Source organism: Pseudomonas sp. NPDC089428 (assembly GCF_044749325.1).
In the GTDB taxonomy this organism is placed as follows: Bacteria; Pseudomonadota; Gammaproteobacteria; order Pseudomonadales; family Pseudomonadaceae; genus Aquipseudomonas.
The window spans coordinates 98,390-123,709 of the sequence record NZ_JBIVHT010000009.1; the positions used below are offsets into that span (position 1 = coordinate 98,390).

Below are 25,320 nucleotides of genomic sequence, written 5' to 3' on the forward strand. Positions count from 1 at the left end.
TTTCGATCTCCGCATCAATCGCCGCTCAGGCGGCGTTCTTGTTCTGTTGCTTGCGTGCATAGGCCACGGCCGCTTCGCGCACCCAGGCACCATCCTCGATGGCCTTGCGCCGGGTGGCGACGCGTTCCTGGTTGCAGGGGCCGTTGCCCTTGATGACTTCGTAGAACTCGTCCCACTGGATCTCGCCGAAGTCGTAGTGGCCGCGCTCGGCGTTCCACTTCAGATCCGGGTCGGGGGCGGTGCAACCGAGCAGTTCGAGCTGGGGCACGGTCTGGTCGACGAAGCGCTGGCGCAGCTCGTCGTTGGTCTGGCGCTTGATCTTCCAGGCCATCGACTGGGCGCTGTTGGGGGAATGCTCGTCGCTTGGGCCGAACATCATCAGCGCTGGCCACCAGAGGCGGTTGATGGCGTCCTGGACCATGTCCTTCTGCGCCTGGGTGCCCTCGCGCATCATGGTCAGCAGCAGTTCGTAGCCTTGACGCTGGTGGAAGCTCTCTTCCTTGCAGATACGGATCATGGCGCGGGAGTAGGGGCCGTAGGAAGTGCGCTGCAACACCACCTGGTTGACGATGGCAGCGCCATCGACCAGCCAGCCCACGGCGCCCATGTCGGCCCAGCTCAGGGTCGGGTAGTTGAAGATGCTCGAATACTTGGCCTTGCCGCTGTGCAGCTTGGCGATCTCTTCGTCGCGGTCGGCACCGAGGGTTTCCATGGCGCTGTACAGGTACAGGCCGTGGCCGGCTTCGTCCTGGATCTTGGCCATCAGCTGCAGCTTGCGCTTGAGGCTGGGGGCACGGGTGACCCAGTTGCCTTCGGGCAGCATGCCGACGATTTCCGAGTGGGCGTGCTGGGAGATCTGCCGGATCAGGGTCTGGCGGTAGGCCTCGGGCATCCAGTTCTTGGCTTCGATCTTGATTTCGGCATCGATCTTTTCCTGGAAGTTGCGCTCTTCGGGTGACATCTCTTCCAGCGACTTGACGCGCTTGACTCCGGTTTCCACTAGCTGTGCGTACATGTTCCGACTCCTGCTAAGGCATGAGCCATTTGTAAGCGATACAAAACATAACGTCAAACTGTTTTGTGTGTATCAGATGAGATTTGTGTGTCGCTTTGGTGTTTGGCTGGGTGTTTGGCTCGGGGTCAGGGGTGGGGCTGAAATCGAGCGCCGCCCGCGCGGCGCATGGTCTCACAGGCGCAGAAACCCTCGCGCCGGACAAAAAAAAGCCCCGGACGATGCCGAGGCCGAAAAGGCAGCCGAATACTCAGCTGGCCAACCGTTTGTCAAACACATGGCAAGCCTTGCCCTCGGAGCGCTTGAGCGTACCGCAAGGCTGCAAAATCACCTGGGTGCTGATGCCGATATAGGTCTTGATCTGCTTACCCAGCTCACCAACAACCAGCTTGCGCTGCGGCTCATCCAGGTGCTGGCATTCCGCACGCAACTCCACGTGCACCTCGACGCTGTCCAGGTTGCCATTACGATACAGATGAATCTCATAAAGCTCTGAAAGCTGTTTTATTTTAAGCACCTGCTCCTCGATCTGTGTCGGGAACACGTTCACCCCGCGAATGATCAGCATGTCGTCACTGCGCCCGGTGATCTTGCCAATGCGCCGCATCGGCCGCGCCGTGCCCGGCAGCAGGCGGGTCAGGTCACGGGTGCGGTAGCGCACCATCGGCAGCGCTTCCTTGCTCAGCGAGGTGAACACCAGCTCGCCCAGTTGCCCGTCCGGCAGCACCGCGCCGGTCACCGGGTCGATGATCTCGGGGTAGAAGTGGTCCTCCCAGATGGTCGGGCCATCCTTGGTCTCGATGCATTCCATGGCCACACCCGGGCCCATGATCTCCGACAGGCCATAAATATCCAGGGCATCGATGCCCAGGCGCTGCTCGATGGAGCGGCGCAGCTCGTCGGTCCATGGCTCGGCGCCAAAGATGCCCAGGCGCAGCTTCAGGTCATTGGGGTCGATGCCCTGGCGCTCGATCTCGTCGGCGAGGTTGAGCATGTAGGACGGCGTGACCATGATGATGTCGGGCTGGAAGTCGCGGATCAGCTGCACCTGCTTCTCGGTCTGGCCGCCAGACATCGGGATCACCGTGCAGCCCAGGCGTTCGGCACCGTAATGAGCACCCAGGCCGCCGGTGAACAGGCCATAGCCGTAGGACACATGCACCTTGTCGCCTTTGCGCCCGCCGGCGGCACGGATCGAGCGGGCGACCACGTTGGCCCAGGTGTCGATGTCGTTCTGCGTGTAACCGACCACGGTCGGCTTGCCGGTGGTGCCGCTGGAGGCGTGCAGGCGCACCACCTCTTCCTGGGGCACCGCGAACATGCCATAGGGGTAGTTGTCGCGCAGGTCGTTCTTGCCGGTGAAGGGGAACTTCGCCAGGTCGTCGAGGGAATTCAGGTCATCAGGGTGGGCGCCGCATTCGTCGAAACGCTTGCGGTACAGCGGCACCTTGTCGTAGGCGTGTTTCAGGCTCCAGCGCAGCCGCTCCAGCTGGTGCTGGCGCAGGGCGTCGATACTGGCGGTTTCCATCGGGTCCAGCAGGGCACGATCGGCATCATGGTACATGTTCATGGCTTCACTCGAATTGTTCTTGTACGTCGGCCGCTGGCACTGGCCAGGCAGCTTATCGTGAGTGTCATGGACGCAGCATAACGGGCGGCGTCGCGTTCGGTAACAAGCCGATGGTCTGAACCGCTCAGAGGCGCTCGATGACCATGGCAATGCCTTGGCCAACGCCAATGCACATGGTGCACAACGCGTAGCGGCCGGCGGTTTGTTCCAGCTGGTGCAGGGCGGTGGTGACCAGCCGCGCACCGCTCATGCCCAGCGGGTGGCCCAGGGCGATGGCGCCACCGTTGGGGTTGACCCGTGGATCATCGTCGGCCAGGCCCAGCTCGCGCAGTACCGCAAGGCCCTGGGCGGCGAAGGCTTCGTTGAGTTCGATGACATCCATGTCGGCCAGTGACAGGCCGGTCAGTTGCAGCACCTTGCGGGTTGCCGGCACAGGGCCGATGCCCATGATGCGTGGCTCGACCCCGGCGACCGCCATGCCGACGATACGGCCGCGGGCCTTGAGGCCATGGCGGCGAGCGGCCTCGCTGCTGGCCAGCAGCAGGGCGCAGGCGCCGTCATTGACGCCCGAGGCATTGCCAGCGGTGACGCTGCCGCCCTGGCGGAACGGCGTGCCGAGTTTGGCCAGCTGTTCCAGGGTGGTTTCGGCACGCGGGTGCTCGTCCTGCTCGACACGCAGGGCCGGGCCTTTGCGCTGGGCGATTTCCACCGGCACGATTTCCCGTGCCAGGCGGCCATTGGCCTGGGCCGCTGCGGCCTTGTGCTGGCTGCGCAAGGCAAAGGCGTCCTGGTCGGCACGGGAAATACCGAATTGCTCGGCGACGTTTTCTGCCGTTTCCGGCATCGAGTCGATACCGTAGGCGTCTTTCATCCGTTGGTTGACGAAGCGCCAGCCAATGGTGGTATCGAACAGCTCGGCGCTGCGGCCGAACGCCTGCTCCGACTTGCCCATGACGAACGGCGCCCGTGACATCGACTCGACGCCACCGGCCAGCATCAGCCCGGCTTCGCCACAATGCAGGGCGCGGGCGGCACTGCCGATGGCGTCCAGGCCCGAGCCACACAGGCGGTTGAGGGTGGTGCCCGGCACACTGATCGGCAACCCGGCCAGCAGGCCAGCCATGCGGGCGACGTTGCGGTTGTCTTCACCGGCCTGGTTGGCGCAGCCGAGGATCACGTCGTCGATGGCCTGCCAGTCCAGTTCCGGGTGGCGGGCCATCAGGGCCTTGATCGGCACGGCGGCCAGGTCGTCGGCACGCACGCTGCTCAACGCACCACCGTATCGGCCGATGGGGGTGCGCACGGCATCGATGATCAGGGCATCGAGGGGCTTGGCTTCAGTCATCTTGGGTCTCCTGCGCGAGCACGGTGCCGCGCACTTGGTAGGATTTGCCGCGGAACAGGGCGATCAGCTCGCCGCGCTGGTTGTGGATGCGCACGTCGTACAGGCCGGTGCGGCCTTTACGGCTGAGTTCGATCGCTGCAGCGCTGAGCACGTCGCCTGCCAGCGCCGGGGCGACATAGTCGATGCTGCAGCCCTGGGCCACCGTGGCCTTGTCGTGGCTGTTGCAGGCAAAGGCAAACGCCGAGTCGGCCAGGGCGAACAGGAAGCCGCCATGGCAGGTGCCGTGGCCTTGCAGCATGTCGGCGCGCACCGGCATGCTCAGGCGTGCCCGGCCGGGGCCGATGTCGAGCAGGGTGATGCCCAGGCCCTGGGTGGCCGGGTCGCGGGCATACATTGCCGCGGCACAGGCCTGGGCCAGCTCATCAGGATGACGCTGCAGGTCAGTCATGCAGGTTTGCTCCTTGTTCGCGGCTGCGCCGCAGCAGCAGGGAAGGCCGGTAGCGGCTTTCGCCGTAACTGGCTTGCAGGTGTTCCAGCACGCGCAGGGTGTAATCGACGCCAAGCTGCTCGGCCCAGGCCAGCGGGCCACGCGGGTAATTGACCCCGGCGCACATGGCCAGGTCGATGTCGGCGGCGCTGCCAACACCCTGCAGCACCGCGTCGGCCGCTTCGTTGGCGAGCATGGCCACGGTGCGCAGCACCACCAGGCCGGGCAGGTCGGCAATGCCGGTCACCTTCAAGCCGGCGCGCTGCAGCAGCGCCACCGCCTGGTCACGCGCCGCGGCAGTGGTGTCGGCTGACCAGCTGATGGCGATGCGTGTGGCGGCCTGGTAGTCCAGTGCGAGGTCGACCAGCACCAGGTTACGCAGGCCATCTTCACGGGCCCGCTGGCTGGCCAGGCGGCCGTCGGACAGGGCCAGGGTGGCGTCACCGGTGCGCAGCAGGCCGTTGCCTGCCCGCTCGGTGATGACCAGGCCGTTGTCACGCAAGCGCGCCAGCAGCGGCTGCATGGCCCCCAGGTTGCCTTCGACCACGCAGCATTCGGCGTTTGCCGAACTGTGCAGTTCGGCCACCGCTGCGCGTTCGGCGCCATCGGCGTAGCTGTAGAAGCCTTGGCCGCTCTTGCGCCCCAGGCGCCCGGCATCCACCAGCTCCTTCTGCACCAGCGAGGGCTGGAAGCGGAAGTCACCATAGAACGCGTCGAAGACCGAGCAGGTAACGGCGTAGTTGACGTCATGGCCGATCAGGTCGGTCAGTTCGAATGCGCCCATGCGAAAGCCGCCGGCGTCGCGCAGCAGGGCATCCAGCGTTGCGCAATCGGCGGCACCTTCCTGCAGCAGGCGCAGGCTTTCGGCATAGAACGGCCGGGCCACGCGGTTGACGATGAAGCCAGGGGTAGAACGCGTGTGCACAGGCTTTTTGCCCCAGGCTTTGGCGGTGTCATACAGCGTGCTGGCGATAGCAGGCTCGGTTGCCAGGCCAGAAACGATCTCCACCAGCGCCATCAGTGGTGCCGGGTTGAAGAAGTGCATGCCGACCACCTGCTGTGGCCGTTGCAGGCCTGCCGCAAGGCTGGTGATCGACAGCGACGAGGTATTGCTGGCGAGGATGCAGTCCTGCTGGCACAGACCCTCCAGTTGCCGCAGCAGCTGTTGCTTGACCTGCAGGTTCTCGACGATGGCCTCGATCACCAGCTTGGCGTCGGCCAGGGTTTCGATAGCGTCTACCGGCTGCAGCCGCGCGCTGATTGCTTCACGAGCGTCTGGCTGCAGTTTGCCTTTTTCCACCAGGCGCCCGAGTTGGCAATCGATGCCGGCTACCGCTTCGGCGGCGGCGCCAGGGCGGTTGTCATAGAGTTTCACCGGGTGACCGGCCTGGGCCGCGATCTGGGCAATACCGGCCCCCATGGCACCGGCACCGATCACCGCCACCAGGGCGTTGCTGTCGAGTGGCTTCATGTTCAACGGCCTTTGAATGCAGGGGTGCGCTTGTTCATGAAGGCGCTGACGCCTTCGCGGTAGTCCTCGCTGCGCCCGGCCAGCCGTTGCAGGTCACGTTCAAGCTCGAGCTGCTGGTCAAAGCCGTTGTCGAAGCTGGCGTTGAGGCTGCGCTTGATCAGGGCCAGGCCGTAGGTTGGCTGACTGGCCAGGTGGCGGGCGAGGGCAAGGGCCTCGTCACGCAACTCGGCATCGTCGACCACTCGGTGGATCAGGCCCCAGCGCTCGGCCTGCTCCGCGCTCAGGCGCTCGCCGAGCATGGCCAATGCCTTGGCCCGGGCCATGCCGACCAGCCGTGGCAGCAGCCAGGTACCGCCGGAATCGGGCACCAGGCCGATCTTGCAGAACGCCTGGATGAAGCTTGCCGAGCGGGCGGCCAGCACCAGGTCGCAGGCCAGCGGAATGTTGGCGCCGGCACCGGCGGCCACGCCATTGACGGCGCAGATCACCGGCAGTGGCAGGTCGCGCAGGGTGCGCACCAGCGGGTTGTAGAACCGCTCGATGGACTCGCCCAGGTCGGGCATGGCCGCACCGGGTGCGACGTTACGGTCGGACAGGTCCTGGCCGGCGCAGAAGCCGCGGCCTTCACCGGTCAGCAACAGGACCCGGGCCTCGCTGCTCTGGCGTACCTGCTTGAGGGCTTCGCGCACTTCCAGGTGCATCTGCGTGTTGAAACTGTTCAGCTGCTCGGGGCGGTTCAGCGCGAGGAAGGCCACGCCGTCCTCGATGGAAAACACAATGTGCTCGAAAGTCATGACGGACTCGCTCGATCAGTCGATGGGAAGAGGGCGGTTCAGCAGCCTTTGAACCGGGCTGGGCGTTTTTCCTGAAAGGCGCGAATGCCTTCGTCACGGTCGGCGGTACCGGCCAGCAAGGTGAAGGCATGGCGCTCGAAGCGCAGGCCACTGGCCAGGTCGGTGTCGCCGGCCTTGAGCAGGGCTTCCTTGGCCAGGCGCACCGCCAGCGGGGCCTTGGCGGCGATGCTGCGGGCGACCTGCAGCGCACGTTCGACGGCCAGTTCAGGTTGGCTGATTTCGCTGATCAGGCCGGCCTGCAGGGCGTGGCGGGCAGTGATGGGCTCACCGGTCAGGACCATCTGCATGGCCAGCGGCTTGCCCACGGCACGCAACAACCGCTGGGTGCCACCGGCGCCGGGGATGATCCCGAGGTTGATTTCTGGCTGGCCGAAGCGGGCGTCGTCAGCGGCGATCACGATGTCGGCGCACATCACCAGCTCGCAGCCGCCACCCAGGGCGTAACCGTTGACGGCAGCGATCAGGGGCTTGGTAAAGGCGGCGATACGTTGCCAGTGGGCGACGCGCGGGTCATTGAGGATGCCGACCAGATCGCGCTCGGCCATCTCGCGGATGTCGGCGCCGGCGGCAAAGGCCTTGCGGCTGCCGGTAATGACCACCGCGCAGGTCAGTGGGTCGGCATCCGCATCGGCCAGGGCTGCGGCAAGCTCTGCCAGTAATTCGGTGCACAGGGCGTTGAGCGCTTCCGGGCGTTGCAGGGTGAGCAGGCGAACGCCGTGTTCAGGGGCCTGCACATCGATGAAACGAGGCATGTCGGGGTCCTCAGGCTGCTCGCACGGCACTTCAGGGTGGCCGGCATTTATTGGAATTGTCTGCAGGGGCGGCGCGGGCGCCTGCCAAGGTGCAATCAGTATAAGCACCATGTGATACACCAATGCAATAGCAATTGTGTTTTTACGTATCTCGTTTTATGTTGAGGGTTACCAGGATATGGCTGCAAAGCAGAACAAGAGCGGCTTTGGCTCGGTTCGGCAGTTCATCTGATTGCGATACACAAAAATGTATCAACATAGAAATTATTGGAGTAAAGACATGCCTTGCTATCGACTCGACGGCCTGACCCCGGTGGTCGACCCCACTGCATATGTGCACCCCAGTGCCGTGCTGATCGGTGATGTCATCGTCGGCCCGCGCTGCTACGTTGGCCCGCTGGCGTCCCTGCGCGGCGATTTCGGGCGCATCGTGCTGGAAGAAGGGGCGAACCTGCAGGACACCTGCGTCATGCATGGCTTCCCGGGTGGTGACACGGTGATCGAGCGCAATGGCCATGTCGGCCACGGCGCGGTGCTGCATGGTTGCCGCGTGGGCGAAGACGCGCTGATCGGCATGAATGCCGTGGTCATGGACGCCGCGTACATCGCGCCACGCTGCATCGTCGGCGCCACGGCCTTCGTCAAAGCAGGCTTCGAGTGCCCCGAGCAGAGCCTGGTGATGGGTGCGCCAGCCCAGGTCAAGCGCCCGCTGACCGAGCAGGAAGTGAGCTGGAAGCAGCGCGGCACCGCCGAGTACCAGCGCCTGAGCCAGCGCTGCATGGCGACGATGGTAGAATGCCCACCGCTGAGTGCAGCCGAAGGGCAGCGCCCGCGCATGGGTGACGGTGGCTTCAGGCCCAAAGGCGAGGCGGGCGCATGAACCTGCCGGCGTCGCGCCATGGTCAGGCGACCCGTCGCACAGGTATAGTCGGTGCTTTCAATGCGCGCAGTTCGTCCATGAGCAACCTCGTTCCGCTGAACAACCTGATCACCCGCTTCCAGGAGCAGACCCCGATCCGCGCCAGTTCGCTGATCATCACCCTCTACGGTGATGCCATCGAACCCCATGGCGGCACGGTCTGGCTGGGCAGCCTGATCAACCTGCTGGAGCCGATCGGGATCAACGAACGGTTGATCCGCACCTCGATCTTCCGCCTGACCAAGGAAGGCTGGCTGACCGCCGAAAAGGTAGGGCGGCGCAGTTACTACAGCCTGACCGGCACCGGGCGGCGGCGTTTTGAAAAGGCCTTCAAGCGCGTCTACAGCCCGAGCCAGCCGGCTTGGGACGGCGCCTGGACACTGGTGTTGCTGTCCCAGCTGGATGCCGGCAAGCGCAAGACCGTGCGCGAAGAGCTGGAATGGCAGGGCTTCGGGGCCATGGCGCCGAACCTGCTGGGCTGCCCCAGGGCCGATCGCGCTGACCTGGCCGCCACCTTGCGGGAGCTGGAAGCCAGCGACGACAGCATCGTCTTCGAAACCCACACCCAGGAAGTGCTGGCCTCCAAGGCCATGCGCGCGCAGGTACGGGAAAGCTGGCGCATCGACGAACTCGGCCAGCAGTACAGCGACTTCATCCAGCTGTTCCGGCCACTGTGGCAGAGCCTGAAAGAGCAGGACGAGCTGGAGGCCCAGGATTGCTTCCTGGCGCGCACCTTGCTGATCCACGAGTACCGCCGCTTGCTGCTGCGCGACCCGCAACTGCCGGACGAACTGCTGCCCGGTGACTGGGAAGGCCGCGCAGCCCGCCAGCTGTGTCGCAACCTGTATCGGCTGGTATGTGCCAAGGCGGAAACCTGGCTCGCCAGCGCCCTGGAAACCGCCGACGGGCCATTGCCAGACGTCAACGAAAGTTTCTACCGGCGCTTTGGCGGCCTGGCCTGACGTTGGCCGCTCAACGGCGCGTGGCCAGCTTATGGGCCATGAACTGGTGAGCGGGTGAAAACAGCCGGTTGAACGTCAGCAGCACGGCGCACACCGTGCCCAGCGCCGACGCTGCGGCTATCAGGAACATGATCACGATCTGGTAGCGCACGGCGTCCCCCGGTGCCTGCCCAGCCAGTATCTGCCCGGTCATCATGCCTGGCAGGCTGACGATGCCTACCACCGACATCTGGTTCAGCGTCGGCATCATGCCGGCCTTCAGCGCCTGGCTCGCCGCCGCGCGAGCCGCCTCCCAGCGCGTGCCGCCGAGCGACAGGATCATGTCCACGACCGGGCGCTGGGCGCTCAGTTCACGGGTCATGCGGTCGATGCCCAAGGCAACGGCGGTCAAGGTATTGCCGAGGATCATGCCCAGAATGGGAATGGCGTATTGCGGCTCGTACCAGGGGCGCACCCGCAGCACCACGAACAGGCCGATGGCCGTGACCAGCCAGGCACTCAGCCCCACCGACAGCACGCTGTCGGCCAGCAGGCCCCGATGGCGATGCTGGCCCCTGCCTGCCGCTGAATAGCCGGCGATCAGGGTCATGCTGAGCATCAGCGGTAGCACGATGTACCACTGGGCATGCTGGAACACCCAGCCGAGGATATAGCCGATGGCCAGCAGTTGGGTGATGGTGCGCAGCGACGCCCACAGCAACTGGCGCTCCAGTTGCAGTTTCAGCAACAGCGAAAGCAGGCCGTTGACCAGGATCAGCGCAGCGGCAATCGCCACGTCGGTGTAGGCAAGGTTGTGATAGTTCATGTCGACAGGGCGCCTTGGTGCATGGTCAATGTACGCGTGCTGATGCGCCGGGCTTGCTCAGGGTCGTGGGTAATCCACAGGAACGCGCGAGCGTTGGGCGATTCGCCCAGCCAGTTCATGACCAGCGCTTCAACGGCGGCGACCGATTGCGGGTCGAGGGCCGAGGTCGGCTCATCGAGCAACAGTACCTGGGGTGCCAGCAGCAGCGCCCGCACCAGGGCGACCAGCTGCGCCTCGCCACCGGACAAGTCGATACCGGCCTTGTCGAGAAAACCGCGTGGTTTGCCGGCCAGGTCCAGGCAGCGCGCCGCCGTGGCTGCATCGAAGCGGTACTGGCGGTTGTGCTTGAGCGTGAAGGGTAGGCGCAGGTTATCCAGGACACTGCCCTCCACCAGCGCGGCACGTTGGGTCAGGTAGCAGGCCCTGGAGCGAAAGTGCGGTATCAGGGGCGGGGTTACCGGTTCGCCGAGCCACAGCACTTCACCAGAGCTGGGCGCATCCAGCAGGGTAAGGGCGCGCAGCAAGACACTCTTGCCCGAACCTGACGCGCCGGTGAGTGCAATACGTTCGCCGGCGTGCAGGGACAAGTCGGTTGGCTTCAGCAGCGTGGCCTGGCGCTGCAGATCGACCCGGCCCAATTGCCTGGCTTCGAGCAAGACAGCCTCGGCGCGAGCGTTCTGCGGGCCTTTCACTAGAAGGGTTCCTTGGCATCGAATGGGAAAAATGACATTTTAAGCGGCGCAGGCTTCAGGTCAGGTTTTTTTGACAGAACTTTCATGTTGGATGGCTTAAATCCACGGTAACGCAAGGCGTTTACTTGAACAGGGTTTCCGAGCATGCACACTTCGATGTTTGGCCATCATTTGTTGTTCTTGGCGTTGTTCATTGCATCCGTGGTCAGCTGGCTTTACCTATGGCTGGTGGGGTTCCTGCACCCCTCAGTGGCGAGCAGCGACTGCCCGGTGCTAAAGCCGGATGCGTTGATCATCCTGGGGCTACTGGCGACCCTGGGTTGCGCTGTGCTGGAGTTCTTCAGCCCGTTCGAAGGGTTCACGCTGTTGCTCGTGCTGCTGGTGATCGGCCTGATCATGCCGTGGGGAGGCGCATTGGGCGGCCGTTATCACGAGCGCTTGCGCACGCGCAAGTCATGGCCAGACCCCCACTGATCGTCACTGCCCAAGGTACATCAGCACATAGTCGTTGTTATCGAAGCGCCCGCGCAGGCGTGGCTGTAGCGCTTGCAGCGGTGTCCCTTGCAAGGCCTGGAAGTCGCGCTGATCCATCATCAGCCAGGCAGGCCGCTGCAAGGCCTGGAGTTGCGCGGGTGTTTCGGTGAACAGTGGTTGCATGTCCTGGTCGAGGTTGACCATGAACTTGATGGCCTTGGCATCCTGGCCCAACCGGTGAAGTACCAGTGGAGCCGGTTGCTGCGAAACCTGTTCGAGCACTGCCTGGGTGAAGCTGCGGGTGTCGTACAGGCGACGCTCAACAGGTTCGAATACCGCGACATACACCAGCCACAACGCCATGACCGCGCAGCCAGCCATGACCTCGGCACGCCAGCGTGGCTGCACCAGGCGCGACAATGCCCACAGCTGCAAGGCCGCCAGCACTACCATCAGCACCGTGATGCCGCCAATGTCCCCGGGGAAGCGGCGCTGAGCCACCAGCAAGGCGACCATCATCAACCCCGGCGTCAGCAGCCAGAGGCCCTGGATTGCCCCCCGCAACCCGGCAAACAGCCGCCCCTGGGCCACCTGGAACGGGTACGCGGCGATGATCGCCACCATCGGCAGCATCGGCAGCAGGTAGCGGGCCTTCTTGGCCAAAGGGATCGACAGCCCGAGCATGACCAGCAGTGCGCCAGCCGAACAGTAACCGACCAGGCGCAGCGTTGGCCCCTGCAGACGCGCACGGCCCAGCCAGGTGGCCAGCAATGCCAGGATTGCCAGTGGGTAGGCCGGTGCGTAGTTGCCCAGCGAGCTGGTGAAGTAGTACAGCGCGCTGCTGGCGCCCTCGCTGCCGTCCATGCGCCCCATGAACTGCATGCGAATCACGTCATCGAGAAACGCCTGGCCACCGCTGACCTTCGCCATCCACAGCAACAGGCCGACACTGGCAACCAGCAGCAGGCTGGCCAGCGCCCCAAACAGCAGCAACCGTCGCCATTGGCCGGTGAGCAGGTAGTAGCTGCACAGGATGCCGGTCGGCACCACCAGGCCAATCGGCCCACGAATGCCGAAACCCAGCAGCAACAGGCCGAACACCAGCGGCCAGCGGCGCCCGGCGCCCCGCTGGTCGTGGGCATAACCCAGATAGAACACGCTGAAGGCGACGGCCGCCAGCATCAGGTCCTGCGACACCGCGCGGACTTCGCTGACGAAGGTGACGGTCAGCAGCAGCAAGGCAATGCTGCTCCACGCCCAACGCAGCGAGAATGGCGCCAGCAGCCGGTACATCAGGGTGACGATCAGCGCGCCGGCGATGGCGCTGGGCAGCCAAGCCGTCAGGCCGTTGACCGCGCCGAACGGCAGTGACAACAGCCAGATGAACAGCGTCGAGAGCGAGGTGTAGTCGGCGTAGGGTTGCCCATAGGTGGTGGGGAACACGGTTGGCCCATGGCGCAGCATCTCCTGGGCGAACAGCACGAAGCGCGAGTCGAAGCCGATCGGCGCTTGCCCATACACCCCGGCGCAGAACAGCAGCAGCGCCAGCAGCCCTGCAAGCAGTGACTGCCGGCGAACGGTCAGGGACAGTGCCATCACGCCGCTTTTGAACCCTGACGAGGCAGTTGCGGGGCGATCGGCAACTGGCAGGAATCGCCGCGGCCGATCGGGAAGTACTTGAACCCTTTGCGCGACAGGCGCTCGGCGTCGTACAGGTTGCGCCCGTCGAAGATCACCGGTGCCTTCAGACGTTGCTGAATCAGGTCGAAATCCGGCGCCTTGAACTGCTGCCATTCGGTGCAGATGATCAGCGCATCGGCGCCGGACAATACCGATTCCGGCGTGCCCATCAGCATCAACTTCTCTTCATCCGGGTACAGGTGCTGGGTTTCCTGCATGGCTTCAGGGTCGAAGGCGCGCACGTTGGCGTCGGCAGCAAACAGCGACTCAAGCAGCACGCGGCTGGGGGCATCGCGCATGTCGTCGGTGTTGGGCTTGAACGCCAGGCCCCACACAGCAAAGGTCTTGCCGGCCAGGTCGCCGTTGTAGAACGCATCGATACGGTCGAACAGCTTGTGCTTCTGCCGCTCGTTGATCGCCTCGACCGCCTGCAACAGGTCGCTGGAGCAATGCACCTGCTCGGCACTGTGGATCAGTGCGCGCATGTCCTTGGGGAAGCACGAGCCGCCATAGCCGCAGCCTGGGTAGATGAAGTGGTAACCAATGCGGGTGTCGGCACCGATGCCTTGGCGCACCGACTCGATATCGGCCCCCAGGTGTTCGGCCAGCTCGGCGATCTGGTTGATGAAGCTGATCTTGGTGGCGAGCATGCAGTTGGCGGCGTACTTGGTCAGCTCGGCGCTGCGCAGGTCCATGAACATGATGCGGTCGTGGTTGCGGTTGAATGGAGCGTAAAGGTCGCGCATGACGTCACGCACGTCTTCACCTTCGCAACCGATGACGATGCGGTCCGGCCGGCGGCAATCGGCCACGGCCGAGCCTTCCTTGAGGAACTCCGGGTTGGAGACGATATCGACTCGCAGTTCGCGGCCACCGAGCGCGCTATTGATGTGGGCGCGCAGGGTGTCACCGGTGCCGACCGGAACGGTCGACTTTTCCACCAGGATCAGCGGGTCGTGGCGGTGGCGGGCGACCGCGTCGCCGACCGACAGCACATACTTGAGGTCCGCCGAGCCATCTGCGCAGGAGGGCGTGCCGACGGCAATGAAGGCGACGCGACCGTGTTCGACGGCAACCTTTTCATCCGTGGTGAATTGCAGCCGACCACCGTCCAGGCCTTCGCGCACCAGGCTCGAAAGGCCTGGCTCGAAGATGCTGACATGGCCTTGGCGCAACAACTCGACCTTCTTCTCATCGATATCCATGCACACCACATCATGGCCGACCTCGGCCAACACTGCGGCTTGCACCAGGCCGACGTACCCGCTACCAAACACTGTAATTTTCATGGAGCACTCCTTAATGCGGGCGAACGGGCCGGACGCGTATTGATAGTAATGACCCCGAGCATGACCAGTGCCACGCCCAGTGTTTTGCTCAAGCTGAAGGATTCGTCGAACAGCGGCAGGCTGGCCGCCAGCAGGTAGACCAGGGCGTAGCTCAGGCTCAGCAGCGAGTAGGCCCGGCCCAACGGCAGGTCACGCAGGGCCAGCAACCAGCAGAGCATCGACAGACCATAGGCGGCGATCGCCGCCAGCACCACGGCCACGGCGAGGGTATCGACGCCCTGGCTGGTCAATGTCGACAACCACTGGCCGGGTTGCGGCAGGCGGGTCATGCTCCAGCGCATGGCCAGTTGGGCGGTGCTGACCAGCAGCACGCTGCCCAGGGCGAAGGCGATGCCAAGGCGCTGGTTCATGATTGCTGCCCCAGCAGGGCCACGCCGGCGATGACCAGGGCTACGCCCAGCCAGTGGCGGCGATCGACCGGTTCATGGAAGCCGAAGCGGGCGATCAGGGTGATCACCACGAAATTCAGGCTGAGCATCGGATAGGCGATACCCACTTCCATGCGCTGCAGGACCAGTAGCCAGACCAACAAACCGCTGCCGAGGGCGAGCAGGGCCAGCCACAGCCAGGGCGAGCGCAATTTGTCCGTCCACGGCCCCGTTTGCCCACGCCAGCTTTCCACGGCGAACTTCTGCGCCACCTGGCCCAGGCAGGTCAGCAGGCAAGCCGTCAACAGCAGCAGCCAGCTCATGGTGCGACTCTGGGCAGAATCAGGATCACCATCTTGCCCTGTTCGTAGCGGGTGCCATCGTCGGGCAGCAGGCCGAGTTCACGCTGCTCATCTGCACCCTTGACCCGCATCACCACGGCAACCGTGCCGCTGAGGCGGGCGTCGTCGACCCATTGGCGCACATGCTTGTCGTTCAACCGGCGCCCATGGCCTTCTGGGGTAGCCAGGCCGTACTTCAGCTCACCGACTGTGTTGTAGAACGCCACGTTCGGTTTTTGCAGGCGCCAGGCCAGCGCCGACGCTGCGCCGAGGTCGTTGCTCAGCAGGTGGGTGGCGCCGGACAGCTCGTCAAGGTGTTGCAGGATGAACTGGTCGGGCATCTTGTTGCCCTCCACCGACTTGGGCAGGGCCGCCGGCAGCAGGGCCATCAACAACAGGCTACCCAGCACCGGAGCCGCCCAGCAGCGCAGCGGCGACAGGGCCTGGGCCAGGCTGGCGACGGTCCAGCCTGCCAACGCCACGCACATCAGCAGCAGGCTGCTCAGTTCGTGTTCGTACACGGGCTTTTTCAGTTGCAGCCAGGCCAGGGCGATCAAGGCGACCACGCCCAGCGCCACGTTGATCCAGCCGTTGATGCCCAGTGCACGGCCTTGCTGCAGGCGCAGCCGGTCCTCCAGGGCATGGCCTATCAGCAGGGCCAATGGCAGCAGGCAGGGGAAAATGTAGGTCGGCAGCTTGCCCTTGCTCAGGCTGAAGAACAGCAGCGGCATCAGCAGCCACAGCAGCAGAAACACGATCCTGGGTTGGGTACGGCTCTGCCAGGCCTGTTTCAGGGACGTCGGCAGCATGCCGATCCAAGGCAGGCTGTAGGCCACCAGCAGCGGCAGGTAGTACCACCAGGGGGCGCTGTGCTGGGCGTCGTCACCGGCAAACCGGCGGATGTGCTCATGCCAGAAGAAGAACCGCCAGTAGTCCGGCTCCTGGGCATGCACGGCCAGCACCCAGGGCAGGCTGACAAGGATCGCCACCACGACGGCAACCGGCCCGTACACCAGCAGTTCACGCCAGCGCTTCTGCCAGAGCATCCACGGCAACGCGATCAGCACCGGCAGCAGCCAGGCGAGAAAGCCCTTGGTCATGAAACCCATGGCACAGGCCAGCCCCAGCACTGCCCAGGCGGCAAGGCGCTGGCCATTGCTGCGGCTGTCCAGGGCGAACCACAGGGCTACCAGGCTGAGGTTGACCCACAGGGTGAACTGCGGATCGAGGTTGGCATAGCCCGCCTGGCCCACCACCACGCACAAGCTCATGTAGAGCAGGGTGCACACCAGGCTCTTGCGCGGGTCGTTCCACAGGCGGCGTGCCACCAGGTAGCACAGGATCAGGCTCAGGCCGACGCTCAGCGCCGAGGCAAAACGCACGCCGAACAGGTTCTGGCCGAACAGCCCCTGGCTGAGGGCGATCATCCAGTAGCCGGCGGCGGGTTTTTCGAAGTAGCGCAGCCCCATGAAATGGGGCGAGATCCAGTTGCCGGTCAGCAGCATCTCCTGGCTGACCTGGGCATAGCGGGTTTCGTCGGGGATCCACAAGCCATGGCCGCCCAGTGGCAGCAGGTAGGCGAGCAGGAACAGCCCCAACAGCAGCGGTAGCGTCCATCGTCTGCTCATGAGCCTTGCACTCCCAGCCAGCCCTCACGGCCTTGCAGGGTGCCGCGCTGCACACTGGCAACGGGCAAGGTGTCGAGCGAGGCGGGGAGCAACTCGCCCAATGGTTTGAACGCAATCTGGCGCTGGCGTGCATCGGCCAGCAAGTGGCGAAAATCCTGGGCCATCAGAATCCCTTCTACCTCTGCATGGATGGTGTAGACGTTGAGTGCCTGCGGGCGGAAGCGCCCCAGGATGAAATCGTTGAAGTGCGCGGCAGCCACCTGCGGGCCGACGACCTCGTCGAAGGTCGGCAGGTCCACCGGAATCTGTGGCGCCCCTGGCGAGCCGTCGGCCAGGCGAGGGCGAAACAGGCCGGTACCTCGGCAATCGCTGTTGTAGCGAAAACCAAACGCCTGCTTGGCCTCGATCACCCGCTCGTCCGCGCGCCAACCGGCGACGGCCGAACACTCGACCGGTGCACCGAGGATGTCACTGAGGGTGTCGACGCCCTGACGGATCTGCTCGGTCAGTTGCGCCATGCTCCAGCGCCCGGCATTGGCCTGCCAGCCGTGGTGGTCCCAGGCGTGCAGGCCGACCTCGTGGCCGGCGGCACGGGCCTGACGCATCAGGTGCCCGAGGTCGCGGCCAATCGGCTTGCCGGGCCAGGCGGTGCCGGCCAGGAGAATGTCCCAGCCGTACAGCCCGGCGGCATTGGAGCGCAGCATCTTCCACAGGAACTGCGGGCGGATCAGGCGCCACAGGTGGCGCCCCATGTTGTCCGGTCCGACACTGAAGAAGAACGTCGCCTTGACCTGCGCCTCGTCGAGCAGCTCCAACAGGCGCGGCACACCTTCACGGGTGCCGCGGTAGGTATCGACATCGATGCGCAACCCTGCCTGCATCAGCGTGCTTCTTCTGCCGGACGGGCCTCGATTTCACGCATCGCTTCACGCAGGAAGAAGTCCAGCGTGTTGCCGATGGTCTCGCGCATCTCCACGGTCGGCTCCCAGTTCAGCAGGCGCTTGGCGTTGGCGATGCTCGGCTTGCGGTGGGACACGTCCTGGTAGCCGCCGCCGTAGAACGCCTTGCTCTCGACGTCGCGGAAACCGGCGAACGGCGGGAAGTTGCTGCGCAGCGGGTGGGCTTCGAACTGGCGTAGCAGCTCTTCGCCCAACTGGCGGATGCTGGCTTCGTTGTCCGGGTTGCCGATGTTGATGATCTGGCCGTTGCAGGCATCATTGTCGTTGTCGATGATCCGCGCCAAGGCCTCGACGCCGTCGGCGATGTCGGTGAAGCAGCGCTTCTGCTCGCCACCGTCGAACAGGCGGATCGGCGTGCCTTCCACCAGGTTGAGGATCAGCTGGGTAATGGCCCGCGAACTGCCGATGCGCGCGGAGTCCAGGCGGTCCAGGCGTGGGCCCATCCAGTTGAACGGGCGGAACAGGGTGAAGTTCAGGCCTTTCTGGCCATAGGCCCAGATGACCCGGTCGAGCAACTGCTTGGACACCGAGTAGATCCAGCGCTGCTTGTTGATCGGGCCGACCACCAGGTTGGAGGTGTCTTCATCGAAGTTCGGGTCCTGGCACATGCCGTAGACTTCCGAGGTCGACGGGAAGATCACGCGCTTGTTGTATTTGACGCAGTAGCGCACCAGGCGCAGGTTTTCTTCGAAGTCCAGCTCGAACACGCGCAGCGGGTTGCGGGTGTATTCGATCGGCGTGGCGATGGCCACCAGCGGCAGCACCACGTCGCACTTCTTGATGTGGTACTCGATCCACTCGGAGTGGATGCTGATATCGCCTTCGACGAAGTGGAAGCGTGGGTGGCTGCGCAGGCGCTCGATGGCATCGGAGCCGATGTCCAGGCCGTAAACCTCGTAGCGCTCGTCGCTGAGCAGGCGCTCGGACAGGTGGTTGCCGATGAAGCCGTTGACACCGAGTATCAATACCCGGGTGCGGCGGGTGCTCCGCCGGGCATCGGCACCGCGCAGCAGCGAGCCTTCGACCAGGCCCAGCTCGTTGGCCAGTTGCGGGCCGCTCAGGTACAAGCCGTTATCGTTGCGCTGGCCGGCGCTGATCACCAGCGAGTCCTGGCCACAGGCGATGCGCAGCGGGTCGGTGCTGATCACCCGGCCCGGGGCCAGGCCATCGTTGCCCTTGACCACGTCGGCGCTCCAGACGATCAGCTTGTGCTCACCGACCTGGCAGAAGGCGCCAGGGTAGGGCTGGGTCACCGCTCGTACCAGGTTGAACAGGGTTTCAGCCGGCTGCTGCCAGTCCAGGCGGCCATCGGCCGCGGTGCGACGGCCGAATACCGTGGCCTTGGCCTCATCCTGTGGCGTTTCGCTGAACTTGCCCTGGCGCAGGTTGGGCAAGGTGTCGCGCAGCAGGTCGGCGGCGGCAGCGCGCAGCTTGCCATGTAGGCTCAGCGCGGTGTCGCTGCGTTCGATGGCCACCCGCAGCTGGGCGACAATGGCACCGGCATCGGCGCGCTTGACCATGCGGTGCAGGGTAACGCCGGTTTCGGTCTCGCCGTTGACCAGCACCCAGTTCGCTGGCGCGCGGCCACGGTAGCGCGGCAGCAGCGAGCCATGCAGGTTGAAGGCGCCTTTGCGGCCGGTGGCCAGCAGCGGTTCGCTCAGCAGGTTGCGGTAGTAGAACGAGAACAGGAAGTCGGGGTCCAGCTGGCTGATGCGCTCGACCCACAGCGGGTGGTTGACGTCCTCCGGCGCATGCACCGGGATGCCTTTGCGCGCACACAGCTGTGCGACCGAGGCGTAGAAGGTGTTTTCCTTGGGATCGTCGGCATGAGTGAACACCGCTGCGATGTCATAGCCGCTGTCGAGCAGGGCTTCAATGCCGGCGCAGCCGATGTCGTGGTAAGCGAAGACAACTGTTTTTGCACTCATGAGTGAACCTGACCAGAAGTAGAGGAATTGAAACCATCAACGGTGACGTTCTGTGCCGGCACAGGCGGCGGGCCGCTGCGCAGCACTTTTTCGATGAAGAATCGCGGGCGGGCGCGCACGTCGCTGTACATGCGCCCCAGGTACTCGCCAAGCAGGCCCATGCCGATGAACTGGCCACCGGTGAACACGAACAGCACGGCGAACAGCACGAACAGGCCGTTACCGGCCCAGCCTGGGCCGAACGCCAGGCGCAGCACGATCAGCGCCAAGGCGAACAGCACGCCGAGCGCGGCCATGCTGAACCCGACAATGCTCAGCAGGCGCAATGGCGTGGTGGTCATGCAGGTGATCAGGTCGAACATCAGGCTGATCAGGCGCATCGGGCTGTATTTCGAATCGCCGTGTTCACGTTCGGCGTGGGTCACCAGGATTTCGGTGGTGTGGCGCGCGAAGCTGTTGGCCAGGATCGGGATGAAGGTGCTGCGCTCGCGGCAGGCGAGCATGGCGTCGATCACCGTGCGCCGGTAGGCGCGCAGCATGCAGCCATAGTCGCTCATGGCCACGCCGGTGGAGCGCTTGACGGCGTAGTTGATCACCTTCGACGGCCAGCGGCGCAGGGCCGAATCCTGGCGGTTGCTGCGTACCGTGCCGACCACGTCGAAGCCACGTTCGGCTTCGGCGACCAGGCGCGGGATTTCTTCCGGTGGGTTTTGCAGGTCGGCGTCGAGGGTGATCACCACATCGCCCTTGCACTGCTCGAAACCGGCCATGATCGCCGCGTGCTGGCCGTAGTTGCGGTTGAGGATGACTGCCACGAAGGGGCTGTTCTCGGCCTGCGCGGCCTCTTCGAGGATATGCGCCGAGTTGTCGCGGCTGCCGTCGTCGACCAGCACGATTTCATAAGGATGACGCAGTTGCTGGCAGGCAGCGCCCGTACGGCGCAGCAGTTCGGGTAGGCTTTCCTGCTCGTTGTAGACCGGGATGACGATGGATACGCAATGAATCGGGTAAGGTCTCACGAGCGATTTCCCACAAGCTGTTCAATGGCGTTGACGACCCGGTCGAGGTCCTGGTCGGTCATGTCGGGGAACAACGGAATGGAGCACAGCCGTGCCGAGTTCCATTCGGTGTTTGGCAGCGAGAGCTGCGGATCACGCTGGCGGTACCAGGTGTGCAGGTGGGTGGCGATGAAGTGGATACCGGTGCCGATGCCTTGCTCTTGCAGGCCTTTCATGAAGGCTTCGCGGTCCAGGCCACACCGTTCGCTGTCGATGCGCAGGATGTACAGGTGCCAGGCGTGCTGCTGCGGGTAGTCCGGCACGGCCAGAGGCTGCACCGGCAGGCCTGCCAGGCGTTGCTGGTAGTGGCCGGCCAGCTCGGTGCGGCGGGCGTTGATGGCGTCCAGGCGCTTGAGTTGCACCAGGGCAATGGCGGCATTGATGTCGGCGAGGTTGTACTTGAAACCGGGCTCGATGACCTGGGCCTGGGGTTTGCGGCCGTGGGTCATGCGGTCGTAGGCGTCGACACCCAGGCCGTGGAACTTGAGCATGCGCACGCGGCTGGCCAGGGCTTCGTCGTCGCTGACGAACATCGCGCCTTCGGCGCAGGTCATGTTCTTGATCGCATGGAACGAGAAGATCGCCGTGCCACGGGCACCGACATGGCGGCCCTTGTAACGGGTGCCGGCGGCATGGGCGGCGTCTTCGATGACGGCGATGCCATGCTTGTCGGCGAGTGCGTACAGTGGGTCGAGGTCGAAGGCCGCGCCGGCGTAGTGCACCGGGATGATGGCCTTGGTCCGTGGGGTGATGGCCGCCTCGATGCGCGACGCGTCGGTCATCAGGGTGTCGCGGTCGACATCGACGAACACCGGTGTGGCGCCGAGCAGGGAAATCATGTTGGCCGTGGACACCCAGGTCTGCGACGGGGTGATGACTTCGTCCCCAGGGCCTATGCCCAGTGCCAGCAAGGCGATGTGCATCCCGCCAGTGGCCGATGACAGGGCGACCGCATGGCGGCAACCGACGTACTGCGCGAACTGCTCTTCAAGTGCCTGGTTCTGGGGCCCGGTAGTGATCCAGCCCGAACGCAGGACCTTTTCGACAGCCGCAATTTCCTCGTCGCCCATACTAGGACGAGAGAAAGGGAGAAACGCCTCACTCATGAGCACCTCGGTAATACAGGAAAGTGACAGAACCCATTGATTTTATTGGTTCAATTGCCAGCGTAGACGCAAAGTGGATTTTTGCATCAAGTGCACGGGCTAAAAGCGGGTGTGTTGCGTCAAGTCAGGTTTTTCTGAGGGGTTCAGTCATCCATGCCGTAGTGATTGTCAGTGACTTATCCTGTTAAGGGTATGCCCGTTTTTGTGAAAGAAGTATAAAAAATAAGTCGCCTGCGCATGACATTGCAAGCACAGACAGCTCAGGTTCAGGTTTCTATCTAAGTGTATGCCTGAACATTAATTTAATATTCACAAAACACCCATTTGGGTGGGTTTAAACGGTGTGTTTAGTTGACCTGAAAGTCGACGTTACTTACAGGTTTACGGGCGAGCCGGGAGACTGACCTAGGCGTTGGGAATATAGGCCACGCTTTGCTCGTCGCGGGCGTGCAGCCACTGCTCGCCACGGCTGGGGTGGGTGGTGACGACCTGGTGATCGCTTTCCAGGTAGCCAAAGGGTGGTGCCTCGCCGTGGCGGTAATGCGCGACGATGATCGTGCGCTGCGGGTCCCAGTGCCTGCCGCTGGTGCGCTCCAGCCAGGCCATCAGGCTGGCGGTGTCGCCACTGCGTGGGTAATCCTCGGTCTGCGCCACATAATGGAAGGGGGCGCCGCCTGTCTGCAGGTACAGGGGCACCTTGTTGTCCACCTCGACCATGACCAGTTGCCACTGCGCCAGCGGCGCACGGCGGCTCGCCTGTTCACGTACAGCCTCACCGAAACGGATCACGCCACCGCCACCATTGCTCCAGGGCACCAGAATGCCCAGCACCGCCAGCAGCAACAGCGCAGTCACCGCGAAACCGGCGCGAAGGTTGCGCGCAGAGGCTTTGCCCACGGCCATTCGCTGGGTGATCCACCAGGCACCCAATAGCTGCGCGAACGGTACCAGCGGCAGCACATAGTAGCTGCGCCGGCTGCCACTGGCGGTGAAGAACAGCATGAGCAGGCCAAGCCCCTGGACCAGCCAGCGGGTATCCGGCTCGATGTGCCGCCAATGGCGCAGTGCGACCCACAAGGCAATGATCCAGCAAGGCGCCCAGGGCAGGGTGTAGACCGGTAGGTACACCAGGTAGGTGTAGATCGGCCCGAGGTTGTCGAAAGGCTGGAAAAACCGCACCACGTTCTCCCGTAGCACCAGCCCGAGGCCGCTCTCGCCGTAGTTTGGCGCGCCGTACAGGTGCGAAAGCAGAAACGGCAGCATATAAAGTGCTCCGGCCAGCAGCAGCGCCGCCAACAGGCGCAGGTTCAGATGGCGACGCCAGCGGCCTTGACCCAGCAGATGCGGCAGCAACACCAGGCCGGGCAGGATGAAGCCGATCAGGCCCTTGAACAGCGACGTCAGCGCCAGCAGCCCGAAGAACCCGACGTAGCGCCAGAAGCGGGTGTCGTCCGGCCCCCGGCAATACCACCAGACCGCCGCCAGCACCCCACACACCGTCAGGATGTCGGCGGTGGCGACCCTTGCCCAGAACACGAAGTAGAAGGTCGTGGCCAGCATCCAGCCGGCGACCAGGCCGGTACCTTTGCGAAACAGGCGCTCGCCGAGCAGGTAGGTCAACCACACGCTCAACCACGCCGCGACGACCGAGGACAGGCGCAGCGACCAAGGCCCCAGGCCGCCGGTCAGCCAGGCGCTGGCAGTGATCAGCCAGTAGGACAGCAGTGGCTTGTCGTAATAGGCGCCGCCCTTGAGGTACGGGTCAAAATAGTCTCCGCTTTGCAGCATCTGCAGGGAGATGTTGGCCCAACGGGTTTCCGCCCCCCACAATTCGCGGCTGCCCAGGCCGAGCATCAATAGCAGGGCGGTGACGGCCAGCAACAACAGCAACGCGCGTTGATCGGTACGCTTCAGATTCATGGTTGACTCTGCGGGCAGGCAAATTGTCGGCGAATCCTAGGCAGGGAAAAGTACGGGGACAGTGAAGAATTGGTGAAAAAGTTGCGGGGCAGTGAGCTGGGAGATGCTTATATGTATTTACGTCAAAACCGCCCGGCGTGGGCGCGGGTGATGCAGGTGGACGGCCCGACCCCGTTCTTTCGTTGGTTCTTCGCGGGCGGGCAGTGATTTATTCCAGAGGAGTCGATCGCATCATGGCATCCCGACGTGCAGCTGCTCGAAAGCACAAAGACGACAGTGTACCGAACCAGGTTTTCCGCGCCCGCGAGGAGCGTGTCGCCGACGGCAAGCGCTTGCGCGTCGCGGTGCCGCGAGAGAGCCATGGCAAATGGAAGCCTGCCCGCCAGCGCAACGTCATTGCCCTGCTGGAAAAGTCCAACCGCGACCGCCTGCAGGACCTGGTGCCGATCCGCTACGGGCGCATGTTGCACAGCCCGTTCACCTTCCTGCGCGGCTCGGCAGCGCTGATGGCCCATGACCTGGCCCAGGGGCCAAACATCGGGGTCAACGTGCAGGCCTGTGGCGACTGCCACCTGCTCAATTTTGGCCTCTTCGCCACTCCCGAACGCAACCTGGTGTTCGACCTCAACGAATTCGACGAAACCCTGCCGGCGCCGTGGGAATGGGATATCAAGCGGCTGGTCGCCAGCTTTGCCGTGGCGGCCCGCGACAATGGGGCGGTCGACGCGCAAGCGCACAAAGTCGCTGTTGCCTGCGCCCGGGCCTACCGTGAGCACCTGCGGCGTTTTTCGAAGATGAAACCGCTGGAGGTCTGGTACTCGCGGCTGGACGCGCAAACGTTGCTGGACACCGCACCGGACGCCAAGGCCCGCAAGTTCCGCCAGCAACTGTTCGCCCGCGCCCGTGAGCGCGTGATGGAAAGCGTATTTCCGAAGATCGCCGGGCAGGTCGGGGGGCAGCCGCGCATCGTCGACCAGCCACCGGTCATCCAGCATGTCGATGCGCCGGATTTCTTCGAGCGTGTGCGCAGCGGCCTGCATGCGTACCGGCTGAGCCTGTCGGACGAGCGCCGGGTATTGCTCGACCGCTATCGCCTGGTGGATGCCGCGCTCAAGGTCGTGGGCATCGGCAGCGTGGGCACCCGCTGCTATATCGCGCTGTTGTTTTCCGAGGAAAATCACCCATTGATCCTGCAGTTCAAGGAGTCCTGCCGCTCGGTGCTGGAACCCTATGCGGGCAAGAGCCAGTACGACAACCAGGGTCAGCGGGTGGTGATGGGGCAGCGCTTGATGCAATCGTCCAGCGACATCTTCCTGGGTTGGGTCAGGGGCCCGGAGGGGTACGACTTTTTTGTCCGGCAATTGCGCGACATGAAGATGTCGGTGCCGTTGGAACACATCAACACCACGCAACTTGAGCGCTATGCCGATTTCTGCGGCATGACCCTGGCACGCGCCCACGCCAAGTCCGGCGATGCCGCGACCATCACCGGTTACCTGGGCAAGAGCGACGTGTTCGACCAGGCCCTCGGCGATTTTGCGCTGCTGTATGCCGACCAGACCGAACGTGACCATGAAAAACTGCTCAAGGCAGCGCGTTCGGGGCGGGTGAAAGTGATCAACGAAGAGGAATGACGGTGC

General features: G+C 64.2%; 23 protein-coding genes. 4 read left to right on the forward strand and 19 right to left on the reverse strand.

Annotated features, from left to right (window positions below; translation table 11 throughout):
- Positions 1-25: 25 nt before the first annotated feature.
- The 7 genes from paaA to paaF form a co-directional block, all read right to left on the reverse strand.
- Positions 26-1,015 carry a 1,2-phenylacetyl-CoA epoxidase subunit PaaA gene (gene paaA, locus ACIPZ5_RS18160; RefSeq protein ID WP_261939937.1) on the reverse strand — a complete coding sequence of 330 codons (990 nt, stop codon included), beginning with the start codon at positions 1,013-1,015 and terminating at the stop codon, positions 26-28.
- 247 nt (positions 1,016-1,262) lie between these two features.
- Positions 1,263-2,582: a phenylacetate--CoA ligase PaaK gene (gene paaK / locus ACIPZ5_RS18165; RefSeq protein ID WP_400809952.1), complete on the reverse strand. Its 1,320-nt coding sequence runs from the start codon at positions 2,580-2,582 to the stop codon at positions 1,263-1,265.
- Between the two features lie 124 nt (positions 2,583-2,706).
- Positions 2,707-3,927 carry a 3-oxoadipyl-CoA thiolase gene (gene pcaF, locus ACIPZ5_RS18170; RefSeq protein WP_400809954.1) on the reverse strand — a complete coding sequence of 407 codons (1,221 nt, stop codon included), beginning with the start codon at positions 3,925-3,927 and terminating at the stop codon, positions 2,707-2,709.
- Positions 3,920-4,375: a hydroxyphenylacetyl-CoA thioesterase PaaI gene (gene paaI, locus ACIPZ5_RS18175; protein WP_261939934.1), complete on the reverse strand. Its 456-nt coding sequence runs from the start codon at positions 4,373-4,375 to the stop codon at positions 3,920-3,922. The genes pcaF and paaI overlap by 8 nt, the downstream gene beginning before the upstream one ends.
- A complete protein-coding gene (paaH, locus tag ACIPZ5_RS18180) occupies positions 4,368-5,885 on the reverse strand; it encodes a 3-hydroxyacyl-CoA dehydrogenase PaaH (RefSeq protein WP_400809956.1) in 1,518 nt (505 codons plus the stop codon). The genes paaI and paaH overlap by 8 nt, the downstream gene beginning before the upstream one ends.
- 2 nt (positions 5,886-5,887) lie before the next feature.
- A complete protein-coding gene (paaG, locus tag ACIPZ5_RS18185; RefSeq protein ID WP_400809958.1) occupies positions 5,888-6,679 on the reverse strand; it encodes a 2-(1,2-epoxy-1,2-dihydrophenyl)acetyl-CoA isomerase PaaG in 792 nt (263 codons plus the stop codon).
- Positions 6,680-6,717: 38 nt separating this feature from the next.
- Positions 6,718-7,491, reverse strand: coding sequence for a 2,3-dehydroadipyl-CoA hydratase PaaF (gene paaF / locus ACIPZ5_RS18190; protein ID WP_261939931.1), 774 nt, complete (start codon positions 7,489-7,491; stop codon positions 6,718-6,720).
- Between the two features lie 280 nt (positions 7,492-7,771).
- Between paaF and paaY the strand changes: the two genes are divergently transcribed.
- Together paaY and paaX are read left to right on the forward strand one after the other, a co-directional pair.
- Positions 7,772-8,371, forward strand: a complete 600-nt coding sequence (gene paaY, locus ACIPZ5_RS18195) for a phenylacetic acid degradation protein PaaY (RefSeq protein WP_400809960.1) — start codon at positions 7,772-7,774, stop codon at positions 8,369-8,371.
- Positions 8,372-8,448: 77 nt separating this feature from the next.
- The gene (paaX, locus tag ACIPZ5_RS18200) at positions 8,449-9,372 is read left to right on the forward strand and encodes a phenylacetic acid degradation operon negative regulatory protein PaaX (protein WP_261939929.1); all 924 of its coding nucleotides are present in this window, start codon (positions 8,449-8,451) and stop codon (positions 9,370-9,372) included.
- 10 nt (positions 9,373-9,382) lie between these two features.
- On the opposite strand, the gene ACIPZ5_RS18205 is transcribed toward paaX, so the two are convergent.
- Complete coding sequence (locus ACIPZ5_RS18205) at positions 9,383-10,177, reverse strand: ABC transporter permease (protein ID WP_261939928.1); 795 nt, start codon at positions 10,175-10,177, stop codon at positions 9,383-9,385.
- The gene (locus tag ACIPZ5_RS18210) at positions 10,174-10,869 is read right to left on the reverse strand and encodes an ATP-binding cassette domain-containing protein (protein ID WP_400809963.1); all 696 of its coding nucleotides are present in this window, start codon (positions 10,867-10,869) and stop codon (positions 10,174-10,176) included. Before ACIPZ5_RS18210 ends, ACIPZ5_RS18205 begins: the two co-directional genes overlap by 4 nt.
- A 144-nt stretch (positions 10,870-11,013) precedes the next feature.
- Between ACIPZ5_RS18210 and ACIPZ5_RS18215 the strand changes: the two genes are divergently transcribed.
- Entirely contained in the window at positions 11,014-11,343 is a 330-nt protein-coding gene (locus tag ACIPZ5_RS18215; RefSeq protein ID WP_400809965.1) for a hypothetical protein, read from the forward strand.
- A gap of 3 nt (positions 11,344-11,346) precedes the next feature.
- Here the strand turns inward: ACIPZ5_RS18215 and ACIPZ5_RS18220 are convergent, their stop codons facing one another.
- The 10 genes from ACIPZ5_RS18220 to ACIPZ5_RS18265 form a co-directional block, all read right to left on the reverse strand.
- Positions 11,347-12,939 (reverse strand): ArnT family glycosyltransferase, encoded by a 1,593-nt coding sequence (locus ACIPZ5_RS18220; RefSeq protein ID WP_400809966.1) that lies wholly within the window; start codon positions 12,937-12,939, stop codon positions 11,347-11,349.
- Positions 12,939-14,312 carry a UDP-glucose dehydrogenase family protein gene (locus ACIPZ5_RS18225; RefSeq protein ID WP_400809967.1) on the reverse strand — a complete coding sequence of 458 codons (1,374 nt, stop codon included), beginning with the start codon at positions 14,310-14,312 and terminating at the stop codon, positions 12,939-12,941. The genes ACIPZ5_RS18220 and ACIPZ5_RS18225 overlap by 1 nt, the downstream gene beginning before the upstream one ends.
- A complete protein-coding gene (arnF, locus tag ACIPZ5_RS18230) occupies positions 14,309-14,722 on the reverse strand; it encodes a 4-amino-4-deoxy-L-arabinose-phosphoundecaprenol flippase subunit ArnF (protein WP_313711959.1) in 414 nt (137 codons plus the stop codon). Before arnF ends, ACIPZ5_RS18225 begins: the two co-directional genes overlap by 4 nt.
- Complete coding sequence (gene arnE / locus ACIPZ5_RS18235) at positions 14,719-15,063, reverse strand: 4-amino-4-deoxy-L-arabinose-phosphoundecaprenol flippase subunit ArnE (RefSeq protein ID WP_261939922.1); 345 nt, start codon at positions 15,061-15,063, stop codon at positions 14,719-14,721. The genes arnF and arnE overlap by 4 nt, the downstream gene beginning before the upstream one ends.
- Positions 15,060-16,709, reverse strand: coding sequence for a lipid IV(A) 4-amino-4-deoxy-L-arabinosyltransferase (gene arnT / locus ACIPZ5_RS18240; RefSeq protein WP_400809969.1), 1,650 nt, complete (start codon positions 16,707-16,709; stop codon positions 15,060-15,062). Before arnT ends, arnE begins: the two co-directional genes overlap by 4 nt.
- Positions 16,706-17,590, reverse strand: a complete 885-nt coding sequence (gene arnD / locus ACIPZ5_RS18245; protein WP_313711962.1) for a 4-deoxy-4-formamido-L-arabinose-phosphoundecaprenol deformylase — start codon at positions 17,588-17,590, stop codon at positions 16,706-16,708. The genes arnT and arnD overlap by 4 nt, the downstream gene beginning before the upstream one ends.
- The gene (gene arnA, locus ACIPZ5_RS18250; RefSeq protein WP_400809971.1) at positions 17,590-19,596 is read right to left on the reverse strand and encodes a bifunctional UDP-4-amino-4-deoxy-L-arabinose formyltransferase/UDP-glucuronic acid oxidase ArnA; all 2,007 of its coding nucleotides are present in this window, start codon (positions 19,594-19,596) and stop codon (positions 17,590-17,592) included. The genes arnD and arnA overlap by 1 nt, the downstream gene beginning before the upstream one ends.
- Positions 19,593-20,615, reverse strand: coding sequence for an undecaprenyl-phosphate 4-deoxy-4-formamido-L-arabinose transferase (gene arnC / locus ACIPZ5_RS18255; RefSeq protein WP_400809972.1), 1,023 nt, complete (start codon positions 20,613-20,615; stop codon positions 19,593-19,595). The genes arnA and arnC overlap by 4 nt, the downstream gene beginning before the upstream one ends.
- Positions 20,612-21,760 (reverse strand): UDP-4-amino-4-deoxy-L-arabinose aminotransferase, encoded by a 1,149-nt coding sequence (arnB, locus tag ACIPZ5_RS18260; RefSeq protein WP_400809973.1) that lies wholly within the window; start codon positions 21,758-21,760, stop codon positions 20,612-20,614. Before arnB ends, arnC begins: the two co-directional genes overlap by 4 nt.
- Positions 21,761-22,165: 405 nt before the next feature.
- Positions 22,166-23,680 carry an ArnT family glycosyltransferase gene (locus ACIPZ5_RS18265; RefSeq protein ID WP_400809975.1) on the reverse strand — a complete coding sequence of 505 codons (1,515 nt, stop codon included), beginning with the start codon at positions 23,678-23,680 and terminating at the stop codon, positions 22,166-22,168.
- A 233-nt stretch (positions 23,681-23,913) separates the two neighbouring features.
- On the opposite strand from ACIPZ5_RS18265, the gene ACIPZ5_RS18270 reads away from it, so the two are divergent.
- Positions 23,914-25,314 carry a DUF2252 domain-containing protein gene (locus ACIPZ5_RS18270; protein WP_400809976.1) on the forward strand — a complete coding sequence of 467 codons (1,401 nt, stop codon included), beginning with the start codon at positions 23,914-23,916 and terminating at the stop codon, positions 25,312-25,314.
- The last annotated feature ends 6 nt before the right edge of the window (positions 25,315-25,320 follow it).

What these genes read in the sequence shown, in the direction of transcription:
- paaA (WP_261939937.1), bottom strand. Translation starts at nt 1,015, where the DNA reads ATGTACGCACAGCTAGTGGAAACCGGAGTCAAGCGCGTCAAGTCGCTG.
- paaK (WP_400809952.1), bottom strand. Translation starts at nt 2,582, where the DNA reads ATGAACATGTACCATGATGCCGATCGTGCCCTGCTGGACCCGATGGAA.
- pcaF (WP_400809954.1), bottom strand. Translation starts at nt 3,927, where the DNA reads ATGACTGAAGCCAAGCCCCTCGATGCCCTGATCATCGATGCCGTGCGC.
- paaI (WP_261939934.1), bottom strand. Translation starts at nt 4,375, where the DNA reads ATGACTGACCTGCAGCGTCATCCTGATGAGCTGGCCCAGGCCTGTGCC.
- paaH (WP_400809956.1), bottom strand. Translation starts at nt 5,885, where the DNA reads ATGAAGCCACTCGACAGCAACGCCCTGGTGGCGGTGATCGGTGCCGGT.
- paaG (WP_400809958.1), bottom strand. Translation starts at nt 6,679, where the DNA reads ATGACTTTCGAGCACATTGTGTTTTCCATCGAGGACGGCGTGGCCTTC.
- paaF (WP_261939931.1), bottom strand. Translation starts at nt 7,491, where the DNA reads ATGCCTCGTTTCATCGATGTGCAGGCCCCTGAACACGGCGTTCGCCTG.
- paaY (WP_400809960.1), top strand. Translation starts at nt 7,772, where the DNA reads ATGCCTTGCTATCGACTCGACGGCCTGACCCCGGTGGTCGACCCCACT.
- paaX (WP_261939929.1), top strand. Translation starts at nt 8,449, where the DNA reads ATGAGCAACCTCGTTCCGCTGAACAACCTGATCACCCGCTTCCAGGAG.
- ACIPZ5_RS18205 (WP_261939928.1), bottom strand. Translation starts at nt 10,177, where the DNA reads ATGAACTATCACAACCTTGCCTACACCGACGTGGCGATTGCCGCTGCG.
- ACIPZ5_RS18215 (WP_400809965.1), top strand. Translation starts at nt 11,014, where the DNA reads ATGCACACTTCGATGTTTGGCCATCATTTGTTGTTCTTGGCGTTGTTC.
- ACIPZ5_RS18220 (WP_400809966.1), bottom strand. Translation starts at nt 12,939, where the DNA reads ATGGCACTGTCCCTGACCGTTCGCCGGCAGTCACTGCTTGCAGGGCTG.
- ACIPZ5_RS18225 (WP_400809967.1), bottom strand. Translation starts at nt 14,312, where the DNA reads ATGAAAATTACAGTGTTTGGTAGCGGGTACGTCGGCCTGGTGCAAGCC.
- arnF (WP_313711959.1), bottom strand. Translation starts at nt 14,722, where the DNA reads ATGAACCAGCGCCTTGGCATCGCCTTCGCCCTGGGCAGCGTGCTGCTG.
- arnE (WP_261939922.1), bottom strand. Translation starts at nt 15,063, where the DNA reads ATGAGCTGGCTGCTGCTGTTGACGGCTTGCCTGCTGACCTGCCTGGGC.
- arnT (WP_400809969.1), bottom strand. Translation starts at nt 16,709, where the DNA reads ATGAGCAGACGATGGACGCTACCGCTGCTGTTGGGGCTGTTCCTGCTC.
- arnD (WP_313711962.1), bottom strand. Translation starts at nt 17,590, where the DNA reads ATGCAGGCAGGGTTGCGCATCGATGTCGATACCTACCGCGGCACCCGT.
- arnA (WP_400809971.1), bottom strand. Translation starts at nt 19,596, where the DNA reads ATGAGTGCAAAAACAGTTGTCTTCGCTTACCACGACATCGGCTGCGCC.
- arnB (WP_400809973.1), bottom strand. Translation starts at nt 21,760, where the DNA reads ATGAGTGAGGCGTTTCTCCCTTTCTCTCGTCCTAGTATGGGCGACGAG.
- ACIPZ5_RS18265 (WP_400809975.1), bottom strand. Translation starts at nt 23,680, where the DNA reads ATGAATCTGAAGCGTACCGATCAACGCGCGTTGCTGTTGTTGCTGGCC.
- ACIPZ5_RS18270 (WP_400809976.1), top strand. Translation starts at nt 23,914, where the DNA reads ATGGCATCCCGACGTGCAGCTGCTCGAAAGCACAAAGACGACAGTGTA.